Origin of the sequence: Desulfofundulus salinus (genome assembly GCF_003627965.1) — a bacterium.
Lineage (GTDB): Bacteria > Bacillota > Desulfotomaculia > Desulfotomaculales > Desulfovirgulaceae > Desulfofundulus > Desulfofundulus salinus.
Map to the genome: position 1 here is coordinate 386,026 of NZ_RBWE01000001.1, position 25,984 is coordinate 412,009.

Below are 25,984 nucleotides of genomic sequence, written 5' to 3' on the forward strand. Positions count from 1 at the left end.
TAATACCAGGGCAGCTTCAAAGGTTGAGATCTGACCTTCCAAAACCCGCTGCAAAACCAGCATCCGCTTCAGTTCCGTCTGTGACAGGGTAACCATCTCCTTCATACTGACATTTTCACTGACGGATTTTACCCTGACAATATCACAGACGGATCACACAGCCGCCAAAATTTCTGTTGACACGGTATGGCAGCTATGCTAAAATTATAATTTCTTGACAAGAACCAGGCCCCGTGTTATAATAATACCAGGGCAAAGTTTTGGTTTAAGGGGGTCCGGCGTTGTTTAAAGTTGGTGATAAAGTCGTGTACCCCATGCACGGGGCAGGGATTATCGAAGCCATTGAGGAAAAGGAAGTCCTGGGAGAGAAGAAGCAGTATTATATTTTGCGCTTACCCGTGGGTGATATGAAAGTAATGATTCCCATCGCCAACTGCCGGGAGGTTGGCCTGCGGGAAGTTATCGACCGGGCGAGCGTTCCCAAGGTAATCAATATTCTCAAGGGAAAAAGCACTGCCATGTCCTCCAACTGGAACCGGCGCTACCGGGCCAACCTGGAAAAAATGCGCAGCGGTGATATATATGAGGTAGCCGAAGTGGTACGCAACCTGGCCAAACGGGAGAAGGAAAAAGGCCTTTCTTCCGGGGAAAGAAAAATGCTTGAAAATGCGCGACAAATACTAATCAGTGAGCTGGCTCTGGCTGCTGAGCTGGAGGAAGAAAAGGCCCAATCCCTGGTGGACAGCGCTTTCGCTTGATACACGTCAGTCATTACTGACGTTTTTTCTTTTTTACAGGTAAGATTCTCCATTTTTTTGTTGAAGTGGCTGTCCCTTGGGACTATAATATAAGTGTCAACAGTGCTAATAATAAACAGCAAAAGAGAAAGGGAGGTGAAGAAATTGCTCAGGCGCATTATTTTTTTTCTGCTGATCGCCCTCTTTTCGGCATCCGGATTTTATGCGGGTTTGCTCATCCTGGACAAGAGTCTCTTTTCCCTTCCGGCCGGTTTACCCCAGCTCAAGTTTGGTATCATGGCCCTGAGCACCCTGGTGGGGCTGGTTTTGGGATTAGTGCTGACTTCTCCGATTATCCGCGGGGCGCTGCGCTTGACTTCTTTCCTGGAACAGCGCCTTTCCAGGACACCGACCCAGGATCTGGTCATGGGTTCTGTGGGCTTGATTATTGGACTCATAATTGCTAATTTATTAGGTTCAATTCTTTTCGTTCTGGGGCCTTTGGGCAGGTTAATCTGGATCCTTGGTACGCTGCTTTTAGGCTACCTGGGCATGAGTGTGGCCGTGAAAAAGCGGGAGGAATTGCTGGGCCTGTTTAGCAATTTTCCCCGTTTCGGCAAGGAGAAGGTTTCACGGGCTGAAAACCGCCAGTCCAATTACAAGCTGCTGGACACCAGCGTGATCATAGACGGCCGCATAGCCGATCTGGTTGAGAGCGGCTTCATCGAAGGCACCCTTCTGGTCCCAGCCTTTGTGCTGGAGGAACTGCGGCATATCGCCGATTCCCCGGACGTGTTGAAGCGCAACCGCGGTCGCCGGGGCCTGGATATCTTAAACCAGATGCGCAAGAATTCCCCGGTGAAGGTGCAGATTATCGACAATGTGCGGGGCCTGGATGATGTGGCCGAGGTGGACTCCAAGCTGGTTAAGCTCGCCCAGCGGTTGGGGGCCAAAATAATGACCAACGATTTTAATTTGAATAAGGTGGCCGAGCTTCACGGCGTGAAGGTGCTCAACATCAATGAACTGGCCAACGCCATCAAGCCCGTGGTTCTGCCGGGAGAAGAGATGACCGTGCAGGTGGTGCGGGACGGCAAGGAGGCTGGCCAGGGAGTGGGCTACCTGGACGACGGCACCATGATCGTGGTGGACGGGGGCAAAAAATACATGGGGCAAACCATCAGCGTGCTGGTGACCAGCGTTCTGCAAACCGCGGCCGGACGGATGATCTTTGCCCGTCCCCGGCAGGAACAGCGCCAGGAGGCACAAAATGTGCGGTACAACGGGGTGAACGCCCTTGGATAGTATTTTTGGCGTGGTGGTGGCCGCGGGACGTTCTGTGCGGATGGGTCAGGGAGTAAACAAACAGTTCCTGCCCCTTTCCGGCTTGCCGGTACTGGCCCGGAGCTTGCAGGTTTTTGAGGAGGCCGTGCCGGTTAAAGGTTATGTTCTGGTAATGGCAGAGGGTGAGGTAGACCGCGCGTCCCGGCTGGCCCGTCAGGAATGGGGCTGCCGCAAGCTGCTGGCGGTGGTGCCCGGCGGCGAGCGGCGGCAGGATTCCGTGCGCAAGGGGCTGGAGGCCCTGCCTGCGGAAGCGGAAATAGTGCTCGTCCACGACGGTGCCCGGCCGCTGGTGGGGGTGGAAGAGCTGGTGGCGGTGGCTTCCGAGGCCGCCCGCTGGGGGGCGGCCACCCTGGCCGTGCCGGTGAAGGATACGGTGAAGGAGGCGGGCACCGACGGCTTTGTGGTCCGCACCCTGCCCCGGGAGGCCCTGTGGTTGACCCAAACCCCCCAGGCCTTCAGATATTCCCTGCTTCGGGAAGCGCACCAAAGGGCGGAGGCGGAAAAATTTACGGCCACCGACGACGCTTCCCTGGTGGAGGCCCTGGGCCACCGGGTGAAGCTGGTGCCCGGTTCTTACCGGAACATCAAGATTACCACCCCCGAGGACTTAGCCGTGGCAGAGGCACTGCTCCGAGCGCCTTCCATAACAGGTGATGACCAAAGGGGGTAATAAAATTGTGCGCGAAGCAAAGACATGCCGCCGGGTCTTCACCTTTGCGGGTGGGTTTTGGTTATGACGTGCACCGGCTGGTTACCGGGCGCCCCCTGATCCTGGGAGGGGTCAACGTACCCTTTGACCGGGGGCTGGAGGGCCACTCCGATGCCGATGTGCTGGTGCATGCCGTTATGGATGCCCTGCTGGGTGCGGCCGGGCAGGGGGACATCGGGCGTCATTTTCCCGACCGTGATCCCCGGTATGCCGGCATTTCCAGCCTTTTGCTCCTGGAACGGGTTGGCCGCCTGCTGGTCGAGAAGGGTTTTGCCGTGAACAACATTGATGCGGTGGTGGTGGCCCAGGCGCCCAGGCTGGCCGCGTACATTCCTGACATGGAATTTAACATCGCCCGGTCGCTCAATATTGATGCCGGCCGCATTAACGTGAAGGCCACAACTACCGAGGGCCTGGGATTTACCGGCACCGGTGAGGGAATAGCGGCTTACGCCGTGGCCGCCGTTGTCTCTTCTTGAGGTCGTGCGGAAGAATCCATTCCCCACGGGAACCCTGGATTAACCGCGCAGGGACGAAATTCTTCCGGGGGCAACCGGCATGGTTTTTATACCCGGCGAAGGGGTGGATTCTATGTTGAATACTAAAGACCTCGTGATAACCCTGTTAAAAGAGCGGAAGTATGATGAAATCGCCGAAATGGTGGCCGGGGACAGGACCAGGATCAGGTACTTGAGAAGGCTCCTGTACGAGCCCGGTACGCTCCTCTGCTGGCGGGCCATCGAGGCCATGGGTGTGGTGGCCGGGCGCCTGGCCGAAGAAGACCCCCAGGCGGTGAGGTTGATTTTGCGCAACCTGCTCTGGGCCATTAACGAGGAGTCCGGGGGCATTGGCTGGGCTTCCGTGGAAGCCATGGGCGAGATAGTCTCCCGCCGGCCGGATCTATATGGGGATTATGCTTCCATCATCCTTTTTCACGTGGATGAGGAGATGCTGCGCCGCGGGGTAATGTGGGCGGCAGGACAAATTGCCCGGGCCAGACCGGATCTGGTGAGGAGATACATACCCATGCTGGCCCCTTACGTGGACGATCCCGACCCCGTGGTAAGGGGGTACACGTTGCGTTTTCTCGGTATAATGGGCGAGAAACTGGATAGGGAGCAATACGGGCATTTGTTGCAGGATACCAGTATCGTACCCGTTTATGAAGACGGGGAAATACGCCGGGTTACCATTGCGGAGCTTGCCCTTGCCTGCACCAATTGCCGGTAGACTTCTTCCACCTGCTTTCTGGTTTCTTCCAGGTTGCTGTCGTTATAAATCACAAAATCGGCCCACTTCATTTTTTCGCTCAGGGGAGCCTGGGCGTTAATTCTTTTGAGGGCTTCATCCCGGTCAAGACCCCGGGCCAAAAGCCTTTGAAGCTGCACCTCGGGGGAAGCGTAGACCACAATGATCTTCTCCACCAGGTGTACGGCCCCCGCTTCAATCAACAGGGGGATTTCTTTAATAATCACTGCACGGGGGTCCCCGGCTAAAATCTGAGCCGTAATTTTTTTATCCTCTTCAAAAACTGCCGGGTGGACGATCCGGTTCAATCGCGCCAGCTTTTCCGGGTCGTCAAAAACCAGGCGGCCCAGCTTTTTACGGTTGATGGTTTGATCGGGATTTAGAATTTCCACCCCGAAAAACTCGACGATTTCCTCCCAGGCCTTCAACCCCGGGCGCGTTACCTCGTGGGCCAGGACGTCAAAATCGATGACGTGGGCCCCCAGTTCTTGAAACAACCTGGCTACCGTGCTTTTGCCCGTGGCAATGCCGCCGGTAAGACCTGCGATCATCTCCCACTACCATCCTTTTTCCCCCTCACGGCCATGAAGGCGGCCGTGCCGGGCAAAAATCCCGCCCCCAGGTGTTCGAACACCGGGGAAAGGCGCTTTTTCTACGTCATTATTCTAACCCCGCGCGAACGGCCCGGCAAGGCCCCGATTACATTCAAAAGTTGCCTCTGCTCCCGGGCCGGTGATATAATATGGGTCGAATAATGAGGTTTTAAAAATCTCTTGAGCAGAGGAGGACTATTTTTTGTCCGGCGTCAGAGTAAGATTTGCCCCCAGCCCCACCGGCCCGCTGCACATCGGGGGGGCTCGTTCGGCTTTGTTTAACTGGCTGTTTGCCCGCAACCAGGGCGGCACTTTTATTGTGCGCATCGAGGATACGGATCTGGAGCGCTCTTCCCGGGAATCCGAGGAAAACATCCTGGCCGCTTTGCGCTGGCTGGGCCTCGATTGGGACGAGGGGATTGAAGTGGGCGGTCCCCACGGCCCTTACCGGCAGACGGAGAGGCTTACCATTTACCAGCGTTATGCCCGGCAGCTTTTAGAAACCGGGTGGGCCTACCACTGTTACTGTACCGAAGAGGAGCTGGCTGCCGAGCGGGAAGCCCTTTTGGCCCGGGGCGAGATGCCCCGCTATACCGGCCGATGTCGTCACCTGTGTGAGGAGGACCGGCGCCGTTTGGAAGCCGGGGGGCGCCGGCCGGTATTGCGCTTTGCGGTCCCCTCCGGGGAAAACATTACCGTGCAGGACCTGGTCCGCGGGGAAGTATCCTTTGATGCTGACGGCATCGGCGACTTTATTATCGTTAAGTCTGACGGCATCCCCACCTACAACTTTGCCGTGGTGGTGGATGACCATACCATGGGCATTACCCACGTCATCCGGGCGGAGGAGCACCTGTCCAATACGCCGCGGCAGATTCTCCTTTACCGGGCCTTCGGATGGCCGGTGCCGCAATTTGCCCACGTTTCGCTGATCCTGGGCCAGGATCGCACCAAGATGAGCAAGCGGCACGGAGCCACCTCCATCGAGCAGTACCGGGAGATGGGCTACCTTCCCGAGGCCCTGGTCAACTTCCTGGCCCTTTTAGGCTGGTCCCCCGGCGGCGAAGAGGAAATCTTTACTCTGGAAGAGTTAAAACGGCAGTTTTCCCTCGAGCGGGTGGCCAAAAATCCGGCCGTTTTTGACCTGGACAAGCTTAACTGGTTGAACGGCCACTACATTCGTCAAAGCTCCCTGGAGCGGGTTACCGATCTGGCCATACCCTTTTTGCAAAAGGCCGGATATATTTCCGGAGAAGTAACCCCGGAGCAGTATCAATGGTTGAAACAACTGGTGGCGACCGTACGGGATTACCTGACCAACCTGTCCGAGATTAACCAGCACGTGGATATTTTCTTTGCGCCGGAAGTAGAGCCGGAAAATGAAGAGGCCCGCACGGTGCTGGCCGGGGAGCAGGTTCCCCGTGTGCTGTCCGCCCTGGCAGAGAAAATCAGGTCGGCAGATGGATTGGATGAAGAAACTGCCCGGAGCATATTGAAAAAGCTGCCCAGGGAACTGGGATTGGGCGCTCGCAAAGTGTACCTGCCCATCCGGGTGGCCCTTACCGGCCGGACCCACGGTCCGGAACTTTACCAGGTCATCCCTCTCCTGGGCAAGGAAAAGGTGCTGGCCCGCCTGGCCCGGGCAGGTTAATTGTATCCATGCTCCGGTTTGCCACTTGGAGGGTGGGTTATGTTCAAGCAACTGAAGCGTGACATACAGGCGGTATTTGAACGGGATCCGGCGGCTAAAAGTCTTCTGGAAGTGCTGCTCTGCTATCCCGGCCTGCATGCCATTATTATGCACCGGATAGCCCATTTCTTTTACCGGAAGCGGCTCTTCACCATCGCCCGGTTGATTTCCCATATCTCCCGTTTTCTCACCCAGATTGAAATTCACCCCGGAGCCAGGATCGGCCAGGGACTGTTCATTGACCACGGAGCCGGGGTGGTCATCGGGGAAACGGCCGAAATTGGCGACAATGTAACCATTTACCAGGGAGTAACCCTGGGGGGAACGGGGAAGGAAAAGGGCAAACGCCACCCCACCATCGGCAACAATGTGGTCATCAGCGCCGGTGCCAAGATTTTAGGCTCCTTTACCGTCGGGGACAACTCGAAGATCGGCGCCGGGTCGGTGGTACTCAAGCCCGTACCTCCCAACAGTACCGTGGTGGGGGTGCCCGGCAAGGTGGTCATCCAGGACGGCAAGCGGGTAGGTTCGGCCAGTGCGCCGGATATTGACCTGCGGCACGACTTGCTGCCCGACCCGGTGGCGGAAGTAATTAACTGCCTGATGCACAACATTGAGCGCCTGGAAAAACGGGTCCTGGAACTGGAGAAAAAGCTGGCGGACAGCAAACCGGGGGAACCCTTAAAGTCCTGTGACGCCGTGGTGCAGGGCGCCTTTTCCCGGCCAAACGAGTCGTGAGGGGGCGGTACGCCGGTCCTGAAACGAAGCCCTGTGAGCTCGGGACCGGCGTGCAGGTCGTTTCATAACGTGGATTTAGAGGAGCGATTGTTCCATGGAAATATACAATACTTTGACCAGACGCAAGGAAAAGTTTATTCCCCGGGAGCAGGGGCGGGTGGATATGTATGTCTGCGGGCCGACCACCTATAACTTCATCCACCTGGGCAACGCCCGCCCCCTGGTCTTTTTTGACACCGTGCGGCGGTATTTCCAGTACAAGGGCTACCGGGTGAAGTATGTTCAGAATTTTACAGACATCGACGACAAGATCATCAACCGGGCCCGTGAAGAAGGTGTCGATGCCCTGGCCCTGGCCCGCAAATATATTGACGAATACTACCGGGACGCCGGGGCCTTGAATGTGCGGCCGGCCGATGTGCACCCCAGGGTTTCCGAGCACCTCCCGGAAATCATCGATCTCATTAGTACCCTTATCGAAAAGAAGGCCGCCTATGTGGTGGATGGGGACGTCTACTTTGACATCAGCGCTTTTCCCGAGTACGGCAAGCTGTCCGGGCGCACCCTGGAGGAAATGCAGGCGGGGGCCCGGGTGGAGGTGGACCCCCGCAAAAAGCACCCCATGGATTTCGCCCTGTGGAAGGCGGCCAAACCCGGCGAACCGGCCTGGGACAGTCCCTGGGGTAAAGGGCGTCCCGGCTGGCACATTGAATGCTCGGCCATGGCTTTAAAATACCTGGGGAATAACTTCGACATTCACGGGGGAGGTTTTGACCTGGTCTTCCCCCACCACGAAAACGAAATTGCCCAGGCCGAGGCGGCCACGGGCCGGCCGTTTGTGCGCTACTGGATGCATAACGGCTTCATTACCGTCAACCAGGAAAAAATGTCCAAATCCCTGGGCAACTTCTTTCTGGTGCGGGAAATTCTGGACAAGTTTCCCCCGGAGGTAGTGCGTTTCTTCCTCCTTTCCACCCATTACCGCAGCCCGCTGGATTTCGACGACGAAAAGATGGCTGCCGCCGGGCGGGGACTGGAACGCTTTAAAAACAGTATCCGCCTGTTAACCGAGGCCCTGGACCGGCCGTCCCGGGAACAAATAAAACCCGAAGATGAAGAATTTATAGCCGCCCTGGAAAAATACCACCAGGATTTTGTGGCCGCCATGGATGACGATTTTAATACCGCCCTGGCTGTGGGCATTTGCTTTGAACTGGCCCGGGAAGTGAATGCTTACCTGCATAACGCCGCCGGGTCTCCCTGCCGGGAAGCCCTGGAAAAGGCCATGGACCTTTTCCGCTCCTTTAACGAAGTGCTGGGCCTTTTCCGGGTTGATGAAAGGACCGGGCGCATACTCATCGAGGGGCGGCATGCAAAAAGCGATGGCCTTGAGGAAGCCCTGATCGATTTGTTGCTGGAAGTGCGGCAGCAGGCCAGGGCGAAAAAGGACTGGGCCACTGCAGACCACATCCGGGATCGCCTGAAGGAAATGGGTATTATTCTGGAAGATACGCCCGGCGGCGTGCGCTGGAAGAGACAGGGATAAGGGGACCGGTTGCCTTGGCTATGTCCTTACCCGGGGAGATCATCCCCAACCCGGAACAGTTGCCGGCCCTCGTGCTGGCCTATATTGGAGACGCCGTGTATGAGCTGGCCATCCGTCAATATCTGGTGGCCCGGGGGATCGTTTGCGTGAATCAACTGCATCAGGAAACCATAAAATATGTACGGGCCGATACACAGGCCCGGGTGATGCATGCCCTAAAAGATGAACTTACCGAAGTGGAGGCTGCCGTTGCCCGGCGGGGCCGCAATGCCCGGAGCGGTCACCCACCCCGGGGCTCCGATGTGATCAGCTACCGCTACAGTACGGGGCTGGAAAGTCTTGTCGGTTATCTGTATCTATCGGGGCAAAGCGAGCGCCTGGGAGAGATCCTTGCCCTTGCCCGTCAGGTGGTGGAAAAGGATGACTGAAAAGGCGGCTTGTGAAAATATCATTGCCGGCCGCCACCCGGTAAAAGAGGCCCTTGTGGCCAACCGGTCCATTAACAAGCTCCTGGTGGCTAAAGGAGCCGGCAGCGGCGCCCTGCAGGAAATCCTTAACCTTGCCCGGGAACGGGGGATACCCGTCCAGTACGTGGACCGGTCTCATCTGAACGGGCTGGTTAAGGATGCCCCGCACCAGGGAGTTGTAGCCGTGGCAGCGGCCAAAGAATACGTTTCCGTGGACGACATCCTGGCTGCCGCGTACCCTCAAGATCCCTTTTTAATCCTGCTGAACGAAATTACCGATCCCCACAACCTGGGAGCCATTTTGCGTACAGCCGATGCCGCCGGGGCACACGGTGTGGTTATTACCCGGCACCGTTCGGCAGCCCTTACTCCGGCGGTGGTCAAGGCTTCCTGCGGGGCGGTGGAATATGTCCGGGTGGCCCGGGTGCCCAATCTGGCCCGGACCATTACTTACCTGCAGGAGCGGGGGCTCTGGGTGGTCGGGGCCTGCGGGACGGCTCCGGACATATACTGGGATGTGCCTTTGGACGGCCCCATTGCCCTGGTCATTGGTGGGGAAGATAAGGGCCTGGGGAGATTGGTGCGGGAAAAGTGCGATCAGCTGGTCAGACTGCCCATGGCCGGGCGGGTTGGCTCTCTGAATGCCTCGGTGGCGGCAGCCCTGCTGGCCTACGAGGCGGTCAGGCAGAGGAGACAGGCCCATGGACGAGTACCTGATCGTTGACGGCTATAAGATCATTCATGCCTGGCCGGAACTGGAACAGCTTTCCGGGTCAAGTTTGGAGCATGCACGAACCCGGCTGGTGGATATTTTAGTTAATTATGCCGCTTTAACCGGGGAGCACGTGGTGGTAGTTTTTGATGCCCACCAGGTGAAACACGGCGGGGACCGGTCGGAAACCGTCGACGGGGTGCAGGTGATTTATACCCCCGAGGGAGAAACTGCCGACGCGGTCATTGAGAAACTGGTTGGTGAGCTGTCCCAGCGGGGAACGGTCTACGTGGCCACCTACGACTGGGCCGAACAACGGATGATTCTGGGGCGGGGTGCATACCGGATCACGCCCAGGGAGCTGTGGAAAAAGGTCCAGCGTACGCAGGAGGAAGGAAAAAAGCATTACGACAGCGGGCGGCCGGCCGATGCCTACTTAGAAAACCGCCTGGTGGACGAGGTTCGCATAATTTTTGAACGCTGGCGAAGAAGAAAAGACTAGCCGGGACGATTGTGGACGAAAGCAAGTCCTAATTTTTCTTGACGGGTTATCGGGGCTGAGATATAATTAGTTAGACAAAATTAAAGAAAGAGGTACGGGAAAATGCCTTGATCCGTTCCGTTTAAAGAAAAGAGAGTCTGGATCTATCTTTGGCCGGACTTCTGATTAGCGGCGGAAAGGCTTTTCTTTTTCTTTTGTTTTGAGCGGGAAAGCCGGACACACAAAGCGGGGGGGATATTGTGAGTCTGAGCGTCCAGAGGGAATGTGCGAGCTGTTATCACATGATGGACGATGAGGAAGTGGTGGAATACGCCCGCGAAGGTGATGACGCGGCCCTGGAGTATTTGATTAATAAATACAAAAACTTTGTCCGGGCGAAAGCACGTTCCTACTTCCTCATTGGGGCTGATCGGGAGGACATCATTCAGGAAGGAATGATTGGCCTTTATAAGGCTATTCGTGATTTCCGGTTAGACAAGCTTTCATCTTTCCGGGCCTTTGCAGAACTTTGTATTACCAGGCAGATCATTACGGCCATCAAGACGGCCACCCGGCAAAAACACATCCCATTGAACTCTTATGTTTCCTTGAATAAGCCCATTTACGACGAAGATTCCGACCGCACCCTTCTGGATGTCATCTCCGGTACTAAGATTGCCGACCCGGAGGAGTTGATTATCAGCCGGGAGGAATTTTATGATATTGAAGAAAAAATGGGCGAGATCCTGAGCTCCCTGGAATGGAAGGTGCTGATGTCCTACCTGGAGGGTAAGTCCTACCAGGAAATTGCCGAAGACTTAAAGCGCCACGTTAAGTCCATTGACAACGCCTTACAGCGAGTCAAGCGCAAGCTGGAAAGGTATCTGGAAAAGCGAAACAATTAATTAGCTAAGAAGGGTTACTTTGTGAGGTAGCCCTTTTCTTTTTTATATTTGACTTCGAAGGGCAAATTCCTGCTTTCAGGTCGAATGATTTACTGCCTGATTATGGCCAGCACCGCGGGTATTGATCTGGCCCGGGCGGTAAAGCAAAAAATGGCGGCCAATGCCCGGAAATACCCTACGGATACCGACCGGGGCAGGTACCAGTAGTTTTTGGCTATTTAAAGTAAGTGCGGAAAAATTTCTTAAAATAATTTAAGATTGTTGACCATTAACATGTTTAGCGTTATGATTATGGAGAGGTTTTCAAGATAACCGGGTAATTGAGCGGTTTTTCAATAAGTCAGTCGGGAGAGATGTCCATGCATTTAACGGAAGGAGAAAAAAGGGTTGCCTTAGAACAAACCGGGAACATCCTGGAAAGTTATTCCCGTGAACGGGGTAATCTTATTCCTATTTTGCAGCAGGTACAGGAAAAGCTGGGCTATGTGCCCCTGGTGGCCATGGAGGAAGTAGCGCGGCACCTGGGCATCCCACCCGTGGACGTTTACAGCGTGGCCACCTTTTACAACCAGTTTCGCCTCATTCCTCCGGGGAAACACCAGATCAAGGTATGCATGGGCACGGCCTGCCACATGAAGGGGGGCAATATCATCCTGGACTGCTGGAAGAGACGGCTGGGCATTGACGTTAACGAGGTTACGCCGGACCGGGAATTCAGCCTGGAAAGGGTGGCCTGCGTGGGATGCTGCACCATGGCACCGGTAACGGTGATCGATGAAGAAGTGCACGGCAAGGTAACCCCCACCCGGGTGGACGGATTGCTCTTTTCCTTTGGCGTAAAAATCCCAAAAGGCCAGCAGAAAGAAGGGGAAGCAGTTGAACAGCAGTAGTATAGTGGCAGAAACTTTTGCAAAATTACAACAAAAATCCAGGACTGCCTGGCAGAGCCTGCGGGACCGGCCCCTGATTCTGGTGGGCACGGCCACCTGCGGCCGCGCAGCCGGGGCCCTGGAGATTTTAAAGGTAATTAAAGAAGAGCTTGAAAAACACGGCATTGACGCCCAGGTCCTGGAAGTGGGCTGCATGGGCCATTGCTATGCGGAACCCCTGGTAACCGTTTACAAGCCCGGTTTCCCACCCATCAGCTACGGCTACGTTACCGAGGGCATTGCCGGCCGGCTGGTGCAGGATTTTTTAGGCGGTGACGACCCCTGCCTGGAATTTGCCCTGGCCGCGCTGGAGACCAACGATATGGTTCCGGCCCTCACCGACTTTCCCCGGGGAATGATTGAAAAGCCCATTATTCTGGACAAGTGTGGTCTAATTGACCCTGAGCAGATCGAGCACTACATCGCCCTGGGCGGGTATGCCGCCCAGGCCAGAGCCCTGACCCGGGAGCCTGAATGGGTGGTTGAAGAAATAAAAGCTTCTGGCCTGCGGGGGCGGGGTGGGGCCGGTTTCCCCACCGGGCGCAAGTGGGAAACCTGCCGTTTGGCGCCGGGGGAAAAGAAGTATGTCATTTGCAACGCTGACGAAGGGGACCCGGGGGCCTTTATGGACCGGGCCATCCTGGAGTCAAACCCCCACGAGGTGCTGGAGGGGCTGGCCATTGCCGCCTACGCGGTGGGAGCCCGCCAGGGCTATTTCTATATCCGCGCCGAGTATCCCCTGGCCGTGGAAAGGGTGAAAAAGGCCATCGAACAGGCGCGCCAGGCCGGCCTTTTAGGGACCAATATCCTGGGCAGCGGTTTTAGCTTTGACGTGGATGTTTTTCAGGGTTCGGGGGCCTTTGTTTGCGGCGAGGAAACGGCCCTGATCGCCTCCATGGAAGGGGAGCCGGGCCTGCCCCGCCACCGGCCACCATTTCCGGCCACTGCCGGGTTGCGGGGCAGGCCCACGGTGATTAACAACGTAAAGACACTGGCCTACGTGCCCCATATCATTGAGCGGGGTGCCCAATGGTTCAGGGAGACCGGTACTGCCGGCAGCCCCGGTACAGCCGTCTTTGCCCTGGCCGGGAAAGTGATCAATACCGGCCTGGCCGAGGTGCCCATGGGCACAACCCTAAGACAACTGGTTTATGACGTGGGCAGCGGTATTCCCAAAGGTAAGTCCTTTAAGGCCGTGCAGATTGGCGGGCCGTCGGGAGGGTGCCTGCCTGAAGCGGCCCTGGATATGCCCATAGATTTCGACTCTTTAAGCCAGGCCGGGGCCATGATGGGTTCCGGCGGGATGGTCATCCTGGATGAGGACGATTGCATGGTGGAAATAGCCCGGTTTTTCCTGGATTTCACCCAGAAGGAATCCTGCGGCAAGTGCACCATGTGCCGCCTGGGAACCAGGCAGATGCTGGACATCCTGGAGGCAATTACAAAAGGACAGGGCAAACCCGGGGATATAGAGCTTCTTTTGGAACTGGCTGAAGATGTGAAGGCGGGTTCGTTGTGCGGGCTGGGTAAGACGGCGCCCAATCCCGTTTTAAGCACCATCCGCTATTTCCGGGACGAATACGAGGCCCACATCAAGGAACGCCGTTGCCCGGCGCTGATGTGCCAGGAGTTGATTGCCTACTACATCCTGCCGGAAAAATGCGAGCGCTCCTGTGATGCCTGTGTGGGCAGCTGCCCGGTAGAGGCCATTTATACCAATGAGGACCGCGTTAAAGTTATAGACCAGCAAAAATGCGTCAAGTGCGCCAGCTGCCTGGAGGCCTGCCCGCCCCAGTACAAAGCGGTCGTCAAGCTCTCCCCGCCGGAACTGGTGGCCGAAAGGGGGCGTAAGGTATGAAAACAGTCACCTTAACCATAGATGGCCGGACCGTGCAGGCGCGGGAAGGGGAAAAGCTGCTCTGGGCGGCCCTGGAAAACGGCATCTACATCCCCAACCTCTGTGCCATTCCCGGGGCAAAACACCCGGCTGCCGCCTGCCGGTTGTGCTTTGTGGAGATCGAGGGCTACCCGCGCCCGGTGACCGCCTGCACCGAGCCCGTGGTGGAAGGCATGGTGGTGTCCACCCGCAGCCCGCGGGTGGACCGCCTGGTACACACGGCCTTTGAGCTCCTTTTGTCCAATCACCACCTGGACTGCGCCAACTGCCCCCGCAACCGCTCCTGCGAATTGCAGCGGATTGCCCGGGAACGCCGCTTCCCCTTGCGGGTGAAGCGGTTGAGAAAGCTGGAACGGAACCTGCAAGTGGACGACTCCAGCCCGGTAGTGCGCTACGACCCCGGCAAGTGTGTCCTCTGCGGGCGGTGTGTGTGGGTGTGCCGGGAAAAAGGCACCGGAGTGCTGGGTTTTGCCCGGCGGGGGTTTGAGCGCAAAGTAACCACCTTTGGGGATGTTCCCCTTGGCCAATCGGGCTGCAACGGTTGCGGCGAATGTGTCAAAGTTTGTCCCGTGGGTGCCCTGACGGGAAGAGACTCCGCAGCCATCTCAATATGAGATAAATGCCGGGAGCGCCAAACCTGGCGGTAATGCTGCCAGAGTTTACCCCGGCGTCGCAGAATGAGACAGCTTTCCGTTTCGCTTTGAGATAAAATGCTTGAAAAGTTATGGCAGGAAGTGCTTTCTTCCTGCTTTATTTTTTCTGCAGCCGGGATGGCTCAAGGCCCTGCCGCTTATTTCCCCAACCGCCAGCAATTACATAGGGCCTGGCACAACTCTTGCGAGTATAATCAAAACTGTGCGAGGCAATGGCTAAAGTTCCAGCCACCCCACAAGCTGTGAACATAGAACAAACAACATCAGTGCTTGACATGAAATAAGGACGGTTACGGTATCCGGAAATAATTAAAGGAGCAGCCGGGAGATCATTCCACATTTATGCATGCAGTGCGATCCCCGGCCTTTATTGCTGGGGGCATAAAATTGCCTCGAAGGAAAAGCACTTCAAACGGATGTGAGGTCCTGTGTCCAGACTGGATCAGGTAAAAGAAGACTGCCAGCGGGCTGCCGAAGCCATTGCCGCCGCCCTGGGGGTCGAGGTTGAGGTAATCGACCTCGACCTGGTGCGGGTGGCCGGCACGGGCAAGGTGCGCAACGACGTGGGCTCCCGCCTCCTGCGGGGGTTTGTGAATAAGCATGTGCTCAAGACCAGCCAGCCCATTTTTATCAAAGAAGCAGGCTATCACCCCATCTGCATGTCCTGCCCCCTTACGGGAAGCTGTTTTTACAAAGCTTCCATCGTTTACCCCATCATTGCGGGGCAGAACGTCATCGGCACCATCAGCCTGATTGCCTTTAGCGACGAGCAAAAAGTAACCCTGCTTACCCGCACCGAATCTTTGATGGAATTTATCGGGCGCATGGCCGACCTGATCGCAGCCAAGGTCCTGGAAACCGAGGCCATGACCGAGAAAATGATCATGGCCAGCCAGGTCAACGCGGTCATGGATGCGGTGGGTGAGGGGGTCATTGCTATCAACAGCGAGGGGATGGTCACCCACTTCAACCTCTCCGCCGAACGGATGTTCAGCATTCCCAAAAACGAAATTCTGCACCAACGCCTGGAAGAACACTTAGCCGGCCTGCCCCTCCTCCAGGCCCTGCGCGAACCCGGAGGCTTTACTTCCCGGGAGTGTTTTGTCCAGGCCAGGGGGCGGCGGCTGCATCTTCTGGTTACGGCCCGCCCCATAATGGGCAGCGACGGCCGGCCCGTAGGAGTGGTGGCCTCGGCCCGGGACTTCAAGGAAACCCAGAAGCTGGCCTATGAAATTATGAGAACTGCGGGGCCATACCGGAAACCCTGCTGGAAAGCGAACTGTTCGGCTATGAAGAAGGAGCCTTCACCGGTGCCCGTAAGGGGGGCAAACCGGGCAAGTTTGAGCTGGCCAATCACGGGACCATTTTCCTGGACGAAATTGGGAACATGTCCCTCTACCTGCAGGCAAAGCTTTTGCGGGTACTGCAGGAGCGCCAGGTAGAGCGCATTGGCGGCAATCGCCTGATCCCGGTGGATATACGCATCATTGCGGCCACCAACAGCAACCTGGAAGAAATGATTGCCAAGGGCCATTTCCGGGAGGACCTCTATTACCGCCTGAGCGTTATCCCCCTGACCATACCCCCTTTACGGGAAAGGCCGGAGGATATCAAGCTGCTCCTGGAACACTACCGGGAGCACTATAACAACCTTCTGGGCAAGAATATCCGCGGCTATACCCTCCAGGCGGAACGGGCCTGCCTTGCCTATAGCTGGCCGGGAAATGTGCGGGAGCTCATCAACGCCGTGGAATATGCCGTAAACCTGGAAGAAGGCAACCTTATTGATACCGGCAGCCTGCCCCGTGCGGTACAGGAAGGCGGTCACCGTATAGCAGAAATCCCCGGCCGCGAAAGCCGCTGGGTTACTTTAGAGCAGATGGAAAAGGAGGCCATCATCAGCGCCCTGGAACATTTCGGCTGGAACGAACAGGGCAAAACAAAAGCCGCCCGGGCGCTGGGCATAAGCCGGGCGACCATCTACCGCAAAATTGCCAAATATAACCTTTCCTCCCGCAGTGTCAGGGAAGCAATCACGGCTGAAAAACGTTAATTCCTGTAAAAGAGCCACTCTATGACAGAATGCTGTTATGGTGGATAAATGGAAATAGAAATGTTCATGAGGCGTACTCTATAACCCATGTATATAATCCTTTAGCAAGAAACAAAAAACGGGGTGGGGCTACCCACCCTTTCTTCTTATGTGATATACTTTATAGGTGCTTAAAGATTAAAGATACTTAAAGGTACAGTTGCAAAACCGCCTCCACCAAACTGAAGGTGACCCCCTGCAACGTTAATGATGCTGAACCACTGGTGTAAACATTACTCTGACCACGATATAGGGAGTGGCGGCGAAGTTGGTCAAGTTTCAGTATAGCTAATGAGGGGTTAGTCTGCCCTTTTTTGCCTGAAATGCTGGTAATAGGGAGGATGAAATGACAAAGGATACCAGCTTTTCTCGGCATTTACATGTTAAGGAGGAGGTGTGTAGCAGGTTTGGGTTTTATGTATAATGCTAAAATTGTTGATTTAAATGCCGATGTGGGTGAAAGTTTTGGTGCATACAAAATTGGCATGGATGAGGAGGTGATAAAGTACATCAGTTCAGCCAATATTGCTTGTGGACTGCATGCCGGAGATCCGGTGGTAATGGAAAAAACAATCAACCTGGCTGCTGAGTATGGGGTGGGCGTTGGTGCACACCCGGGCTATCCAGATTTGCAAGGTTTTGGCCGCAGGAATATGGCTCTCTCTCCTGCAGAGGTAAAAGCTTATGTAATGTACCAGATAGGAGCAATAATGTCTTTTGCCAGAGCTGCAGGAGTCAGGGTTGTCCATGTTAAGCCTCACGGTGCACTTTATAATATTGCAGCAAAAGATCCTTCCATAGCTCTGGCGATAGTGGAAGCAATAAAAGCGGTCGATGAAGAACTAATCCTTCTGGCCCTGGCCGGTTCGGAAATGGTGAAAGCTGCCCGGGCAGCAGGGTTGAAGGTGGCCCAGGAAGTGTTTGCCGACCGGGCTTATAATGCCGACGGAACTCTGGTGGCCAGGAGCAAGCCTGGTGCGGTAATCCATGATCCCGGGACGGCTATTCCCCGGGCAGTACGTATGGTCACTGAAGGTAAAGTAACCGCTATTAACGGAGAAGAGGTTTCTATTGAAGCTGATAGCATTTGCGTGCACGGGGATAACCCCCAGGCCATTGAGTTTGTACGGAAATTGAGGAAAGCCCTGGAGGCAGCCGGCGTAAGTATCAAGCCTTTAGTAGATGTGATACAGAAGTTTTAAGAGGGGAGCAGCTGGATATGTTGGACAACCTTGGGGCCCAAAATCTTTCCCCGGCCGAGTTAAGATCTGCCATTAGAAAAGGGGATTACAACCGGCCCACGCCGGGGCTGGCATCTGGTTATGCCCAGGCCAACCTGGTAATCTTGCCTAAAGATCTGGCTTTTGACTTTTTACTTTTTTGCCAGCGCAATCCAAAACCTTGCCCGGTACTTGATGTAACTGAAGTGGGCGATCCCGAACCAAAATTTGCTGCACCGGGAGCTGATTTAAGGACGGATCTGCCCCGTTACCGGGTTTATGAATACGGGCAGATGGTTGCCGAGGTCACGAACATCACTGATTACTGGCGGGACGATCTGGTAGCTTTTTTGCTGGGGTGCAGCTTTACCTTTGAGGAAGCCCTGTTAAACGCAGGAGTTCCTGTGCGGCATATAGAAGAAGGGAAAAATGTGCCCATGTTTATTACCGGTATTTCCTGCCGCCAGGCGGGTCCTTTTCACGGTCCTCTGGTGGTTTCCATGCGCCCTATTCCTGCTCATTTAGTAATAAGGGCGGTGCAGGTAACTTCCCGCTATCCCGCGGTACATGGAGCTCCTGTTCATATTGGCCAACCTGAGTTAATTGGTATAAAAGACCTGAACAGGCCCGATTTTGGTGATGCTGTGACTATCTACCCGGGAGAAGTTCCCGTCTTCTGGGCCTGTGGTGTAACTCCACAAGCGGTGGCCATGGCTGCCAAGCCCGAATTGATGATTACCCACGCACCGGGACACATGTTTATCACCGACCTGAGAGATCAAGACTTGGCAGTGATTTAAGGTTAGGAGGAAGAAAGAAAAATGAAGGCGGAAAAAAATAATTTTTGGACCAGGTTAAAGAACGTGGGGCCGGCGGCGGTGGTGAGCGCAGCCTTTATCGGCCCCGGAACGGTAACCACCGCTACTCTTGCCGGTGTCCAGTTCAAGTATGCCCTGCTTTGGGCGATGCTATTTTCCACCATTGCCACCATGATTCTCCAAGAGATGAGCGCCAGGGTGGGCATTGTCACCGGCAAGGGCCTGGGGACAGCCATCAAAAACACCTTCGAGCAGCCGGCGGCCAGGTTGGCGGCGGTGTTACTAATCGTGGCCGCTATCGGAGTGGGCAACTCCGCCTTCCAGAGCGGCAACATCTCCGGAGCCAGTATGGGCCTGCAAGTGCTGTTCGGCGCGACCAAACAGGTATGGGTGGCAGTGATTGGGTTAACCGCCTTTGCGCTGTTATGGACCGGCAGTTACAAGCTGGTGGAAAAGGTCCTGGTGGCCATGGTAGTTTTGATGAGCCTGGTGTTCCTGACCACCGCGGTGGTGATCAAGCCCAACGTGGGCGAATTGCTCCGTGGACTTTTCGTTCCTGTAATTCCTCCGGGAGCCCTGCTTGTTACCCTGGGCATTATCGGAACCACCGTGGTACCCTATAACCTGTACCTGCATGCGTCTGCCGCCGCTGAACGGTGGGGTGGAATAGCGGAGAAACAAGAGGCCATCAAGGCCAGCAAGTTGGACCTCCTGGTATCCATCGGCCTGGGAGGCGTTATCTCGTTAGCTATCATTATTACCGCCTCTTCCCTGTTCGGCAGCGGAGTGGAGGTGAAGACCGCCGGTGATATGGCCAAGCAGTTGGAACCCTTGCTGGGCCCGTGGGCCAAGTGGTTCTTTGCCATCGGGCTGTTCGCCGCCGGCGCCACCTCAGCCATCACTGCACCCATGGCCGCGGCCTACGCCATTACCGGTGTGGCCGGGTGGAATACCGACATGAAGAGCGCCCACTTCCGGGCTATCTGGATAATCGTCCTGGCTATCGGTGCCGTGGTTGCGTACGTGGGAGTTAACCCGGTGCAGCTCATTTTGTTTGCCCAGGCGGTAAATGGTATCCTGCTTCCCATTTCCGCCATCTTCCTCCTGATGGTGGTTAACCAGGAGAAGATTATGAAGAACTTTGTTAACGGAGGCGCCATGAACCTGGCAGGCATTGCGGTGGTGCTGGTCACTGTGGTGCTGGGGATACGGATGATTCTCAAAGCTTTCAAGGTTATCTAAAAACTGTTGCTAAGCTATTGAAATAAGATTGGAGGGCGCGCCTGCGGTTTAAAACCCGCTGGCGCGCTTCATTCCTGAGTACAGCAGGGGGTGATAAAAGTGTATGACAGGCCCAGATTTCTTCCGGCAGGTGACAGGGCGATAGTGGTGGAATTCGGCAATGAAATTAATCCAGAAATCAACCGGCGAGTGCGTAACCTGTACCTGGCTTTACAAAGGAGTGGTATTGGTGGGATAGGAGAAATGATTCCCACCTATCGTTCCCTGCTTATTTATTATGACCCTATGCAGCTACCCCTGAACCAGTTGATCGATTATATTCAAGAAGTAGAAGCTGATATGGAACGGCTGAAATTACCCCACCCAAAGATTTATGTAATACCGGTAATTTATGGTGGAGAATACGGCCCGGATCTGGAAGATGTAGCAAGATACAATCAACTTACACCCGGAGAAGTAATCCAGATTCATACCGCCACTGATTATCTCATTTATATGCTGGGGTTCGCTCCTGGTTTTCCTTATCTGGGAGGGATGTCTTTGCGCATTGCCACCCCCCGTCTAAAAACACCTCGTACCCATATACCCGCCGGGTCGGTGGGTATTGCCGATAAACAGACAGGTATTTATCCCATAGATAGCCCTGGTGGGTGGCGGATTATTGGTCGCACGCCTGTAAAACTGTACGATCCTTACCGGGAGCCACCGGTTTTACTGTCGGCAGGCAACTATGTGAGGTTTGTCTCTATAACTGCCGAAGATTACCATAAGATAAAGGCAGCAGTGGAACAAAATACTTACACGCTCCAAGAGCTGCCTGTAGAGCTGGGGGGATAGAAACTGCATGGCTGTCTTGAAAGTGGAAAAGCCGGGCATGCTAACTACCATTCAAGATCTGGGGCGACATGGTTTTCAAGAATTCGGAATGCCGGTGGCTGGGGCGGCTGACGAGTTCTCTTTTAAATTAGCCAACATGCTGGTGAGGAACCGGCCAGAAGAGGCGGCTCTGGAATTAACCCTCGCAGGTCCTACTTTAAAGGTACTGGAAGAAGGAGTAATTGCCATTACCGGAGCTGATATGGGACCCCAACTTAATGGCCGCCCGCTGGTGATGTGGGAAGCAGTACTGGTCTACCCGGGTGATGTGTTAAGTTTCGGGTGGTCCAGACAGGGGTGCCGTGCATACTTGGCTGTAGCTGGGGGTATAAACGTGCCGCCGGTAATGGGCAGCAAATCCACTTACCTGCGCGGAAGTATTGGCGGATTTGAAGGTAGGGCGCTAAGGGGGGGCGATATAATAAGCTCCGGAGTGCCTTCTTATCCACTGGATGAACTGGTTGGACGCAGTATCCCACCAGAGTATATATCATCCTATAACGGAAAATGGGAGGTAAGGGTAGTGCTGGGCCCTCAGGACGATTACTTCACGGCAAAGGGTATCCAGACCTTCCTCCAGAGTGAGTATAAAGTAACCCCCGAGTGTGACCGCATGGGATGCCGTTTGGAGGGTCCCCCCATTGAACATCAGAAGGGAGCAGATATAATTTCCGATGGGATACCTGCGGGTGCAGTACAGGTTCCCGGGCACGGTCAGCCCATTATTATGCTGGCCGATAGGCAGACCACGGGTGGTTATGCTAAAATAGCCACTGTCATCTCATCCGATTTATGGAAAGTAGCCCAGGCTAAGCCGGGTGATATTATCCACTTCCGGGCCGTTACCCTTCCCGAAGCTCATCAGGCCTACCGTATCTACCGGGAAAGGTTGCAGTCTCTTCCTACGGTAATTCAAATACTCTGGAACCGGAAGAAACATTATCGAATCCAGGTAAATGGTAAAATATACCGGGTATGTGTGGAAAAGATGGAATATTGAACTTTCAATAATGGCACGGTCATGGAAATTTTTGCCCGGGCCATCCACGCCGCCAGCCCGCGGAAAAACAAGCCCTTTGTGGCCATCAACTGCGGGGCCATACCGGAAACCCTGCTGGAAAGCGAACTGTTCGGCTATGAAGAAGGAGCCTTCACCGGTGCCCGCAAAGGGGGCAAACCGGGCAAGTTTGAGCTGGCCAATCACGGGACCATTTTCCTGGACGAAATTGGGAACATGTTCCTCTACCTGCAGGCAAAGCTTTTGCGGGTACTGCAGGAGCGCCAGGTGGAACGCGTCGGTGGCAACCGCCTGATCCCTGTGGATATACGCATCATTGCGGCCACCAACATCTTCCGTACCTGGTACGTGAGGAGGGCCAGCGAACAAAAAGAAAGAACCATGGTCATACCCACGGCGGTATGGGCATCATAGGTCAACACCAGCAGGGGTACGAGAATCTTAGAGGGTCAGCCCGCAGGGTGTACCAGGCAGGGAAAAGTTGATGTAACTGGGTCTAGAAGACGTTAAGCTGAAGGAGGTTGCAAATGGGACTCTCAATTAGGCCTTTACGGGTAGGGACATTAGCTGGTTTCGAAAAATCCAAGTTTACTTACGGGTTTAATTTTGGTGAGAAACTTGATGCACCATGTTTGGTTTGGTTAATTGAAGGGGCTTCGCGTAAGATCTTGGTTGATTCCGGTCCGTCCGGACCGGAATGGGCCGCCAAATACCATACAGCTATGAAATGGGACGCCGAGGATGCATTGGACAGAAGGCTCCGTTCGGTTGGGGTTGATCCCGCGGATATTGACCTGGTGATCTTGACGCATCTACACTGGGATCACTGCTTCAATACCGAACTATTTCCTAAAGCCAAATTCCTTGTTCAAAAGGAAGAACTGAAGTATGCGATTGCTCCTTTACCGGTTCATCAACGTGCATACGAAGTAGACATGCCCGGAATTAAACCTCCCTGGTTTCAGGTCTTTGATCGAATGGTAGTCCTGGACGGAGATACGCCGGTGGAACCAGGAATTCAGGTAATACTGTTACCTGGACATACGCCCGGCTTGCAGGGCGTACGGGTGGAAACAGAGACAGGAGTCTACCTTATTGCCAGTGATCTCATACCTCTCTTCGAGAACTGGGAAGGTTCACCTGATATGAAGCATATACCGCCGGGTATTCATGTGAGTCTGGCGGAGTGTTTCGAGACTTTCCGCAAGGTAGAAGCTATTACTGATCAGATACTTCCGGGACATGACCCCATGGTGCTGGATAGAGAGGTTTATGGTAAAAGGTGAAAATAATGGTTCTTCGCTGGGTCTTCCTCTTTAGGCGAGAAAAGAGCCTCCAGCAGCGGGATAATTGACAGAATACTGTTATGGTGGATAAATATTTGGTCTGGTTATAAATCCATTTAACCGTACTCTACAACCCATGCGTATGATCCTTTAGCAAGAAACAGAAAACGGGGTGGGGCTACCCACCCTTTTTTATTATGATATACTTAAAGATACTTAAAGTGTTTTTATTTTGTTCAAAGGAATAAATTATTTTAAAAGTATTGGTGGGGAGGACAGCCGATGGCAAAAAAACGGGTGGCGGTCATTTTTGGCGGGCGTTCGGGAGAGCACCAGGTCTCCTTAAACTCGGCGGCTTCGGTGATTGGCGCCCTGGATAAAGACAGGTACGAGATTATTCCCGTGGCTATTACTCCGGAAGGAAAATGGTTCGCAGGCGTTGAGCCGGCACAAATGCTGGCCGGAGAGGACCCGGAGCAACTGGGACAAAGGGTCGCTCTGCTGGCGGACCCCACTTATGGTGGCCTGGCTCCTGTGGGGGACGGGTGCGTAAGGGTGGAACAGTTGCAACCTATCGACGTGGTTATCCCGGTACTGCACGGCACTTTTGGCGAGGATGGTACCGTTCAGGGGCTTCTGGAACTGGCCAACATCCCCTATGTAGGGGCGGGGGTGATGGCTTCGGCAGTGGGCATGGATAAAGTAATGATGAAGACCGTCTTTGCCCGGCACGGCCTGCCCCAGGTACGTTTCTGCCACTTCCTGCGCCGTAATTGGGAGCGGGACCCGGAGGCGGTGCTGGACCGGGTAGAACAGCTGGGTTATCCCGTCTTTGTCAAGCCGGCCAACCTCGGTTCCAGCGTGGGCATATCCAAGGCGAGGGACCGGGAGGAACTGCGGCGGGCCATAGACCTGGCCGCCAGCTATGATCGCAAGATTATCGTGGAGGAGTTTGCGGATGTCCGGGAGGTGGAGGTAAGCGTCCTGGGGAACGATGATCCGGTGGCTTCCCTGCCGGGGGAAATTATTCCTTTAAACGAATTCTACGATTATGAAGCCAAATATGTGGAGGGAAAGTCCCGGCTGGTTATCCCGGCCCGGCTGCCGGAAGAAACCATGCTGGAGGTGCAAAGATTAGCCATTCAGGCTTTCAAAGCCCTGGACTGTGCCGGGTTGGCCCGGGTAGACTTTTTCCTGCGCCGGGATAACGGGGCCGTGCTGATCAATGAAATCAATACCATTCCCGGTTTCACCCGCACCAGCATGTATCCCAAGATGTGGGAAGCCAGTGGTATTCCCTATCCGGAGTTGCTGGACCGGCTTATTGACCTGGCCCTGGAAAGGCACCGGGAAAAGAACCGGTCCCGGACTACCTTCCAGCTTCCGGGGGGCGCGGGTTGAAACCGGCCCGGTGTAATCTGGTGTAGGGGATTGGAGCTGCCGACCATGGGGTTTGGGGCCGCTCTGTTCTGCCTGCATAACTCTTGCCCGGGGCGAAAAAATACCATTGCACACAACGTCGTAGAGGAGCTGGTAATGTGTTTACCCGCCTGGAATCAAAGCTTTGCCCGGTCAAATCAGAAGGAAGGGACGGCTGGCAGAGGGCGGCCCGGCTGGTTTTAATAGGACGACTTCTTTTCCTGGCCTTTCCCGGGGTGGCCCGGGAGTTAAAAAACTGGCGGCAAATGGCATCACGCTGTCCGGCTCCGCAGCTAAGGGAGATGGCCCTGGCCAGCATTGGCGCCAAGACATTTCACTGCCAGGGAGGCAGCGTTTTCAGCGCCTGGACCGGAAACCACCGCCGGGAGTTGATCCGGGCCATTGTGGCCCTGCAGACGATCAGTGACTACCTGGACAATTTGTGCGACCGCGCGGGGGTGCAGGACGGGGAGGCTTTCCACCAGCTGCACCGGGCTTTTATGGATGCCCTTTGCCCCGGGGCGTTCCCTCGGGACTATTATGCCCTCTACCCTTACCGGCAGGATGGAGGGTACCTGCAGGAACTGGTACGCTCCTGCCAGCAGGCCCTGGCTCTGCTGCCCGCCTACGCACCACTGCGCGAAAGGGTCTGCCAGCTGGCCGAACTCTATTGTCAGCTGCAGGTGTACAAGCACATCCAGTGGCCTCTACGGGTGAAGAGCCTGACCACCTGGCTGGAACCCTTGCTGGAAAGCCTCCCGGAAAGGCTCTACTGGTGGGAACTGGCTGCGGCCACCGGTTCAACCATTGGCATCTTTGCCCTCTTCGCCCTGGCGGCCAGGGGGAATTATACCGCGGACGAGGTGGAAAGAGTCGTGTCAGCCTATTTTCCCTGGATCTGCGGGTTGCACATTTTACTGGATTACTTTATCGACCAGCAGGAAGATATGGAAGGCGGCGACCTAAACTTTGTTTCCTATTACCGGGACGGGCAGCAGGCCGCCGGGCGCCTGAAGTATTTTGTGGACCGGTCCCTGGCCCTGGCTGCGGAACTGCCCGACCCCTTTTTCCACGTAACCGTGGTGCAGGGTCTTTTAGCCATGTACCTGTCCGATGAAAAGGTAGACGGACAGGGCCTTCAGGCCACCCGCCGCCTGCTTTTGGACAGCGGCGGCCCCGCTACCCGCCGGCTGTACCGCCTGTGCGCTTTTTTACGGAAAGTGGGGATTGTTTAAACAAGGCCTATAACTGCGGATTCTGGCCCCAAAGGCCCTGGGGAAAAGTCTATAAACACGGCTGGTTGTTGAGTGAACGAATTGTGATTTATTTCATTGTCCGTTCTAATTTAAATTCCTATAATGGGC

Annotated in this window: 25 protein-coding genes and 2 pseudogenes; 26 read left to right on the plus strand and 1 reads right to left on the minus strand. The window is 55.2% G+C overall.

The window, feature by feature from the left end; all coding sequences use genetic code 11:
- Positions 1–281: 281 nt before the first annotated feature.
- The 5 genes from D7024_RS01955 (at position 282) to D7024_RS01975 (ending at position 4,020) form a co-directional block, all read left to right on the plus strand.
- Positions 282–758, plus strand: a complete 477-nt coding sequence (locus D7024_RS01955) for a CarD family transcriptional regulator (protein ID WP_121450310.1) — start codon at positions 282–284, stop codon at positions 756–758.
- Between the two features lie 144 nt (positions 759–902).
- Complete coding sequence (locus D7024_RS01960) at positions 903–2,042, plus strand: PIN/TRAM domain-containing protein (RefSeq protein ID WP_121450311.1); 1,140 nt, start codon at positions 903–905, stop codon at positions 2,040–2,042.
- Complete coding sequence (gene ispD, locus D7024_RS01965; protein ID WP_121450312.1) at positions 2,035–2,751, plus strand: 2-C-methyl-D-erythritol 4-phosphate cytidylyltransferase; 717 nt, start codon at positions 2,035–2,037, stop codon at positions 2,749–2,751. The genes D7024_RS01960 and ispD overlap by 8 nt, the downstream gene beginning before the upstream one ends.
- Before the next feature lie 44 nt (positions 2,752–2,795).
- Positions 2,796–3,269 (plus strand): 2-C-methyl-D-erythritol 2,4-cyclodiphosphate synthase, encoded by a 474-nt coding sequence (gene ispF, locus D7024_RS01970; protein ID WP_121452418.1) that lies wholly within the window; start codon positions 2,796–2,798, stop codon positions 3,267–3,269.
- Positions 3,270–3,381: 112 nt separating this feature from the next.
- Positions 3,382–4,020, plus strand: a complete 639-nt coding sequence (locus D7024_RS01975; RefSeq protein WP_125185606.1) for a DVU0298 family protein — start codon at positions 3,382–3,384, stop codon at positions 4,018–4,020.
- Here D7024_RS01975 and coaE read toward each other — a convergent pair.
- Entirely contained in the window at positions 3,951–4,589 is a 639-nt protein-coding gene (gene coaE / locus D7024_RS01980; RefSeq protein WP_121450314.1) for a dephospho-CoA kinase, read from the minus strand. The genes D7024_RS01975 and coaE overlap by 70 nt on opposite strands.
- A gap of 244 nt (positions 4,590–4,833) precedes the next feature.
- Here coaE and gltX point away from each other — a divergent pair, with 244 nt between their 5' ends.
- The 21 genes and pseudogenes from gltX (at position 4,834) to D7024_RS02085 (ending at position 25,855) form a co-directional block, all read left to right on the plus strand.
- Positions 4,834–6,282 (plus strand): glutamate--tRNA ligase, encoded by a 1,449-nt coding sequence (gltX, locus tag D7024_RS01985; protein WP_121450315.1) that lies wholly within the window; start codon positions 4,834–4,836, stop codon positions 6,280–6,282.
- A 39-nt stretch (positions 6,283–6,321) separates the two neighbouring features.
- On the plus strand, positions 6,322–7,059 hold the full coding sequence (gene cysE / locus D7024_RS01990; protein ID WP_121450316.1) for a serine O-acetyltransferase: 738 nt from the start codon (positions 6,322–6,324) through the stop codon (positions 7,057–7,059).
- Between the two features lie 94 nt (positions 7,060–7,153).
- Positions 7,154–8,605 (plus strand): cysteine--tRNA ligase, encoded by a 1,452-nt coding sequence (gene cysS / locus D7024_RS01995; RefSeq protein WP_121450317.1) that lies wholly within the window; start codon positions 7,154–7,156, stop codon positions 8,603–8,605.
- Between the two features lie 20 nt (positions 8,606–8,625).
- A complete protein-coding gene (locus D7024_RS02000) occupies positions 8,626–9,033 on the plus strand; it encodes a Mini-ribonuclease 3 (protein ID WP_121452419.1) in 408 nt (135 codons plus the stop codon).
- The gene (rlmB, locus tag D7024_RS02005; RefSeq protein ID WP_121450318.1) at positions 9,026–9,796 is read left to right on the plus strand and encodes a 23S rRNA (guanosine(2251)-2'-O)-methyltransferase RlmB; all 771 of its coding nucleotides are present in this window, start codon (positions 9,026–9,028) and stop codon (positions 9,794–9,796) included. Before D7024_RS02000 ends, rlmB begins: the two co-directional genes overlap by 8 nt.
- Positions 9,774–10,286, plus strand: a complete 513-nt coding sequence (locus tag D7024_RS02010; RefSeq protein ID WP_121452420.1) for an NYN domain-containing protein — start codon at positions 9,774–9,776, stop codon at positions 10,284–10,286. Before rlmB ends, D7024_RS02010 begins: the two co-directional genes overlap by 23 nt.
- A 239-nt stretch (positions 10,287–10,525) precedes the next feature.
- Positions 10,526–11,170 carry an RNA polymerase sporulation sigma factor SigH gene (gene sigH / locus D7024_RS02015; RefSeq protein ID WP_013824141.1) on the plus strand — a complete coding sequence of 215 codons (645 nt, stop codon included), beginning with the start codon at positions 10,526–10,528 and terminating at the stop codon, positions 11,168–11,170.
- Between the two features lie 84 nt (positions 11,171–11,254).
- Complete coding sequence (locus tag D7024_RS15310; protein WP_121450319.1) at positions 11,255–11,377, plus strand: hypothetical protein; 123 nt, start codon at positions 11,255–11,257, stop codon at positions 11,375–11,377.
- A gap of 152 nt (positions 11,378–11,529) precedes the next feature.
- On the plus strand, positions 11,530–12,060 hold the full coding sequence (gene nuoE, locus D7024_RS02025) for an NADH-quinone oxidoreductase subunit NuoE (protein WP_121450320.1): 531 nt from the start codon (positions 11,530–11,532) through the stop codon (positions 12,058–12,060).
- Positions 12,047–13,957, plus strand: coding sequence for an NADH-quinone oxidoreductase subunit NuoF (locus tag D7024_RS02030; RefSeq protein ID WP_121450321.1), 1,911 nt, complete (start codon positions 12,047–12,049; stop codon positions 13,955–13,957). Before nuoE ends, D7024_RS02030 begins: the two co-directional genes overlap by 14 nt.
- Positions 13,954–14,610, plus strand: a complete 657-nt coding sequence (locus tag D7024_RS02035; RefSeq protein ID WP_121450322.1) for a 2Fe-2S iron-sulfur cluster-binding protein — start codon at positions 13,954–13,956, stop codon at positions 14,608–14,610. The genes D7024_RS02030 and D7024_RS02035 overlap by 4 nt, the downstream gene beginning before the upstream one ends.
- 467 nt (positions 14,611–15,077) lie before the next feature.
- Positions 15,078–16,702 (plus strand): annotated as a pseudogene (locus tag D7024_RS15635) (sigma 54-interacting transcriptional regulator).
- Between the two features lie 455 nt (positions 16,703–17,157).
- Positions 17,158–17,943 (plus strand): LamB/YcsF family protein, encoded by a 786-nt coding sequence (locus tag D7024_RS02045; protein WP_121452421.1) that lies wholly within the window; start codon positions 17,158–17,160, stop codon positions 17,941–17,943.
- 17 nt (positions 17,944–17,960) lie between these two features.
- Positions 17,961–18,761: a putative hydro-lyase gene (locus D7024_RS02050; RefSeq protein ID WP_121450323.1), complete on the plus strand. Its 801-nt coding sequence runs from the start codon at positions 17,961–17,963 to the stop codon at positions 18,759–18,761.
- A 21-nt stretch (positions 18,762–18,782) separates the two neighbouring features.
- A complete protein-coding gene (locus D7024_RS02055) occupies positions 18,783–20,021 on the plus strand; it encodes an Nramp family divalent metal transporter (RefSeq protein WP_121450324.1) in 1,239 nt (412 codons plus the stop codon).
- Positions 20,022–20,120: 99 nt separating this feature from the next.
- Positions 20,121–20,858 (plus strand): 5-oxoprolinase subunit PxpB, encoded by a 738-nt coding sequence (gene pxpB, locus D7024_RS02060; RefSeq protein WP_121450325.1) that lies wholly within the window; start codon positions 20,121–20,123, stop codon positions 20,856–20,858.
- 7 nt (positions 20,859–20,865) lie between these two features.
- Positions 20,866–21,897 (plus strand): 5-oxoprolinase subunit C family protein, encoded by a 1,032-nt coding sequence (locus tag D7024_RS02065; protein ID WP_121450326.1) that lies wholly within the window; start codon positions 20,866–20,868, stop codon positions 21,895–21,897.
- Between the two features lie 9 nt (positions 21,898–21,906).
- Positions 21,907–22,245, plus strand: a pseudogene (locus D7024_RS02070) (sigma 54-interacting transcriptional regulator); the annotation flags it as partial.
- Positions 22,246–22,442: 197 nt separating this feature from the next.
- A complete protein-coding gene (locus D7024_RS02075) occupies positions 22,443–23,201 on the plus strand; it encodes an N-acyl homoserine lactonase family protein (protein ID WP_121450327.1) in 759 nt (252 codons plus the stop codon).
- Positions 23,202–23,483: 282 nt separating this feature from the next.
- Positions 23,484–24,602, plus strand: coding sequence for a D-alanine--D-alanine ligase (locus D7024_RS02080; RefSeq protein ID WP_121450328.1), 1,119 nt, complete (start codon positions 23,484–23,486; stop codon positions 24,600–24,602).
- 137 nt (positions 24,603–24,739) lie between these two features.
- Positions 24,740–25,855 carry a tetraprenyl-beta-curcumene synthase family protein gene (locus D7024_RS02085; protein ID WP_243113661.1) on the plus strand — a complete coding sequence of 372 codons (1,116 nt, stop codon included), beginning with the start codon at positions 24,740–24,742 and terminating at the stop codon, positions 25,853–25,855.
- The last annotated feature ends 129 nt before the right edge of the window (positions 25,856–25,984 follow it).

Bases quoted from the DNA above. Each gene is read 5' to 3' on its own strand.
- D7024_RS02045 (WP_121452421.1), top strand. From the start codon at position 17,158: ATGTATAATGCTAAAATTGTTGATTTAAATGCCGATGTGGGTGAAAGT.
- D7024_RS02035 (WP_121450322.1), top strand. From the start codon at position 13,954: ATGAAAACAGTCACCTTAACCATAGATGGCCGGACCGTGCAGGCGCGG.
- D7024_RS02050 (WP_121450323.1), top strand. From the start codon at position 17,961: ATGTTGGACAACCTTGGGGCCCAAAATCTTTCCCCGGCCGAGTTAAGA.
- cysS (WP_121450317.1), top strand. From the start codon at position 7,154: ATGGAAATATACAATACTTTGACCAGACGCAAGGAAAAGTTTATTCCC.
- D7024_RS15310 (WP_121450319.1), top strand. From the start codon at position 11,255: ATGATTTACTGCCTGATTATGGCCAGCACCGCGGGTATTGATCTGGCC.
- D7024_RS01975 (WP_125185606.1), top strand. From the start codon at position 3,382: ATGTTGAATACTAAAGACCTCGTGATAACCCTGTTAAAAGAGCGGAAG.
- nuoE (WP_121450320.1), top strand. From the start codon at position 11,530: ATGCATTTAACGGAAGGAGAAAAAAGGGTTGCCTTAGAACAAACCGGG.
- coaE (WP_121450314.1), bottom strand. From the start codon at position 4,589: ATGATCGCAGGTCTTACCGGCGGCATTGCCACGGGCAAAAGCACGGTA.
- D7024_RS02075 (WP_121450327.1), top strand. From the start codon at position 22,443: ATGGGACTCTCAATTAGGCCTTTACGGGTAGGGACATTAGCTGGTTTC.
- cysE (WP_121450316.1), top strand. From the start codon at position 6,322: ATGTTCAAGCAACTGAAGCGTGACATACAGGCGGTATTTGAACGGGAT.
- D7024_RS02080 (WP_121450328.1), top strand. From the start codon at position 23,484: ATGGCAAAAAAACGGGTGGCGGTCATTTTTGGCGGGCGTTCGGGAGAG.
- D7024_RS02010 (WP_121452420.1), top strand. From the start codon at position 9,774: ATGGACGAGTACCTGATCGTTGACGGCTATAAGATCATTCATGCCTGG.
- D7024_RS02065 (WP_121450326.1), top strand. From the start codon at position 20,866: ATGGCTGTCTTGAAAGTGGAAAAGCCGGGCATGCTAACTACCATTCAA.
- D7024_RS02055 (WP_121450324.1), top strand. From the start codon at position 18,783: ATGAAGGCGGAAAAAAATAATTTTTGGACCAGGTTAAAGAACGTGGGG.
- rlmB (WP_121450318.1), top strand. From the start codon at position 9,026: ATGACTGAAAAGGCGGCTTGTGAAAATATCATTGCCGGCCGCCACCCG.
- D7024_RS02000 (WP_121452419.1), top strand. From the start codon at position 8,626: ATGTCCTTACCCGGGGAGATCATCCCCAACCCGGAACAGTTGCCGGCC.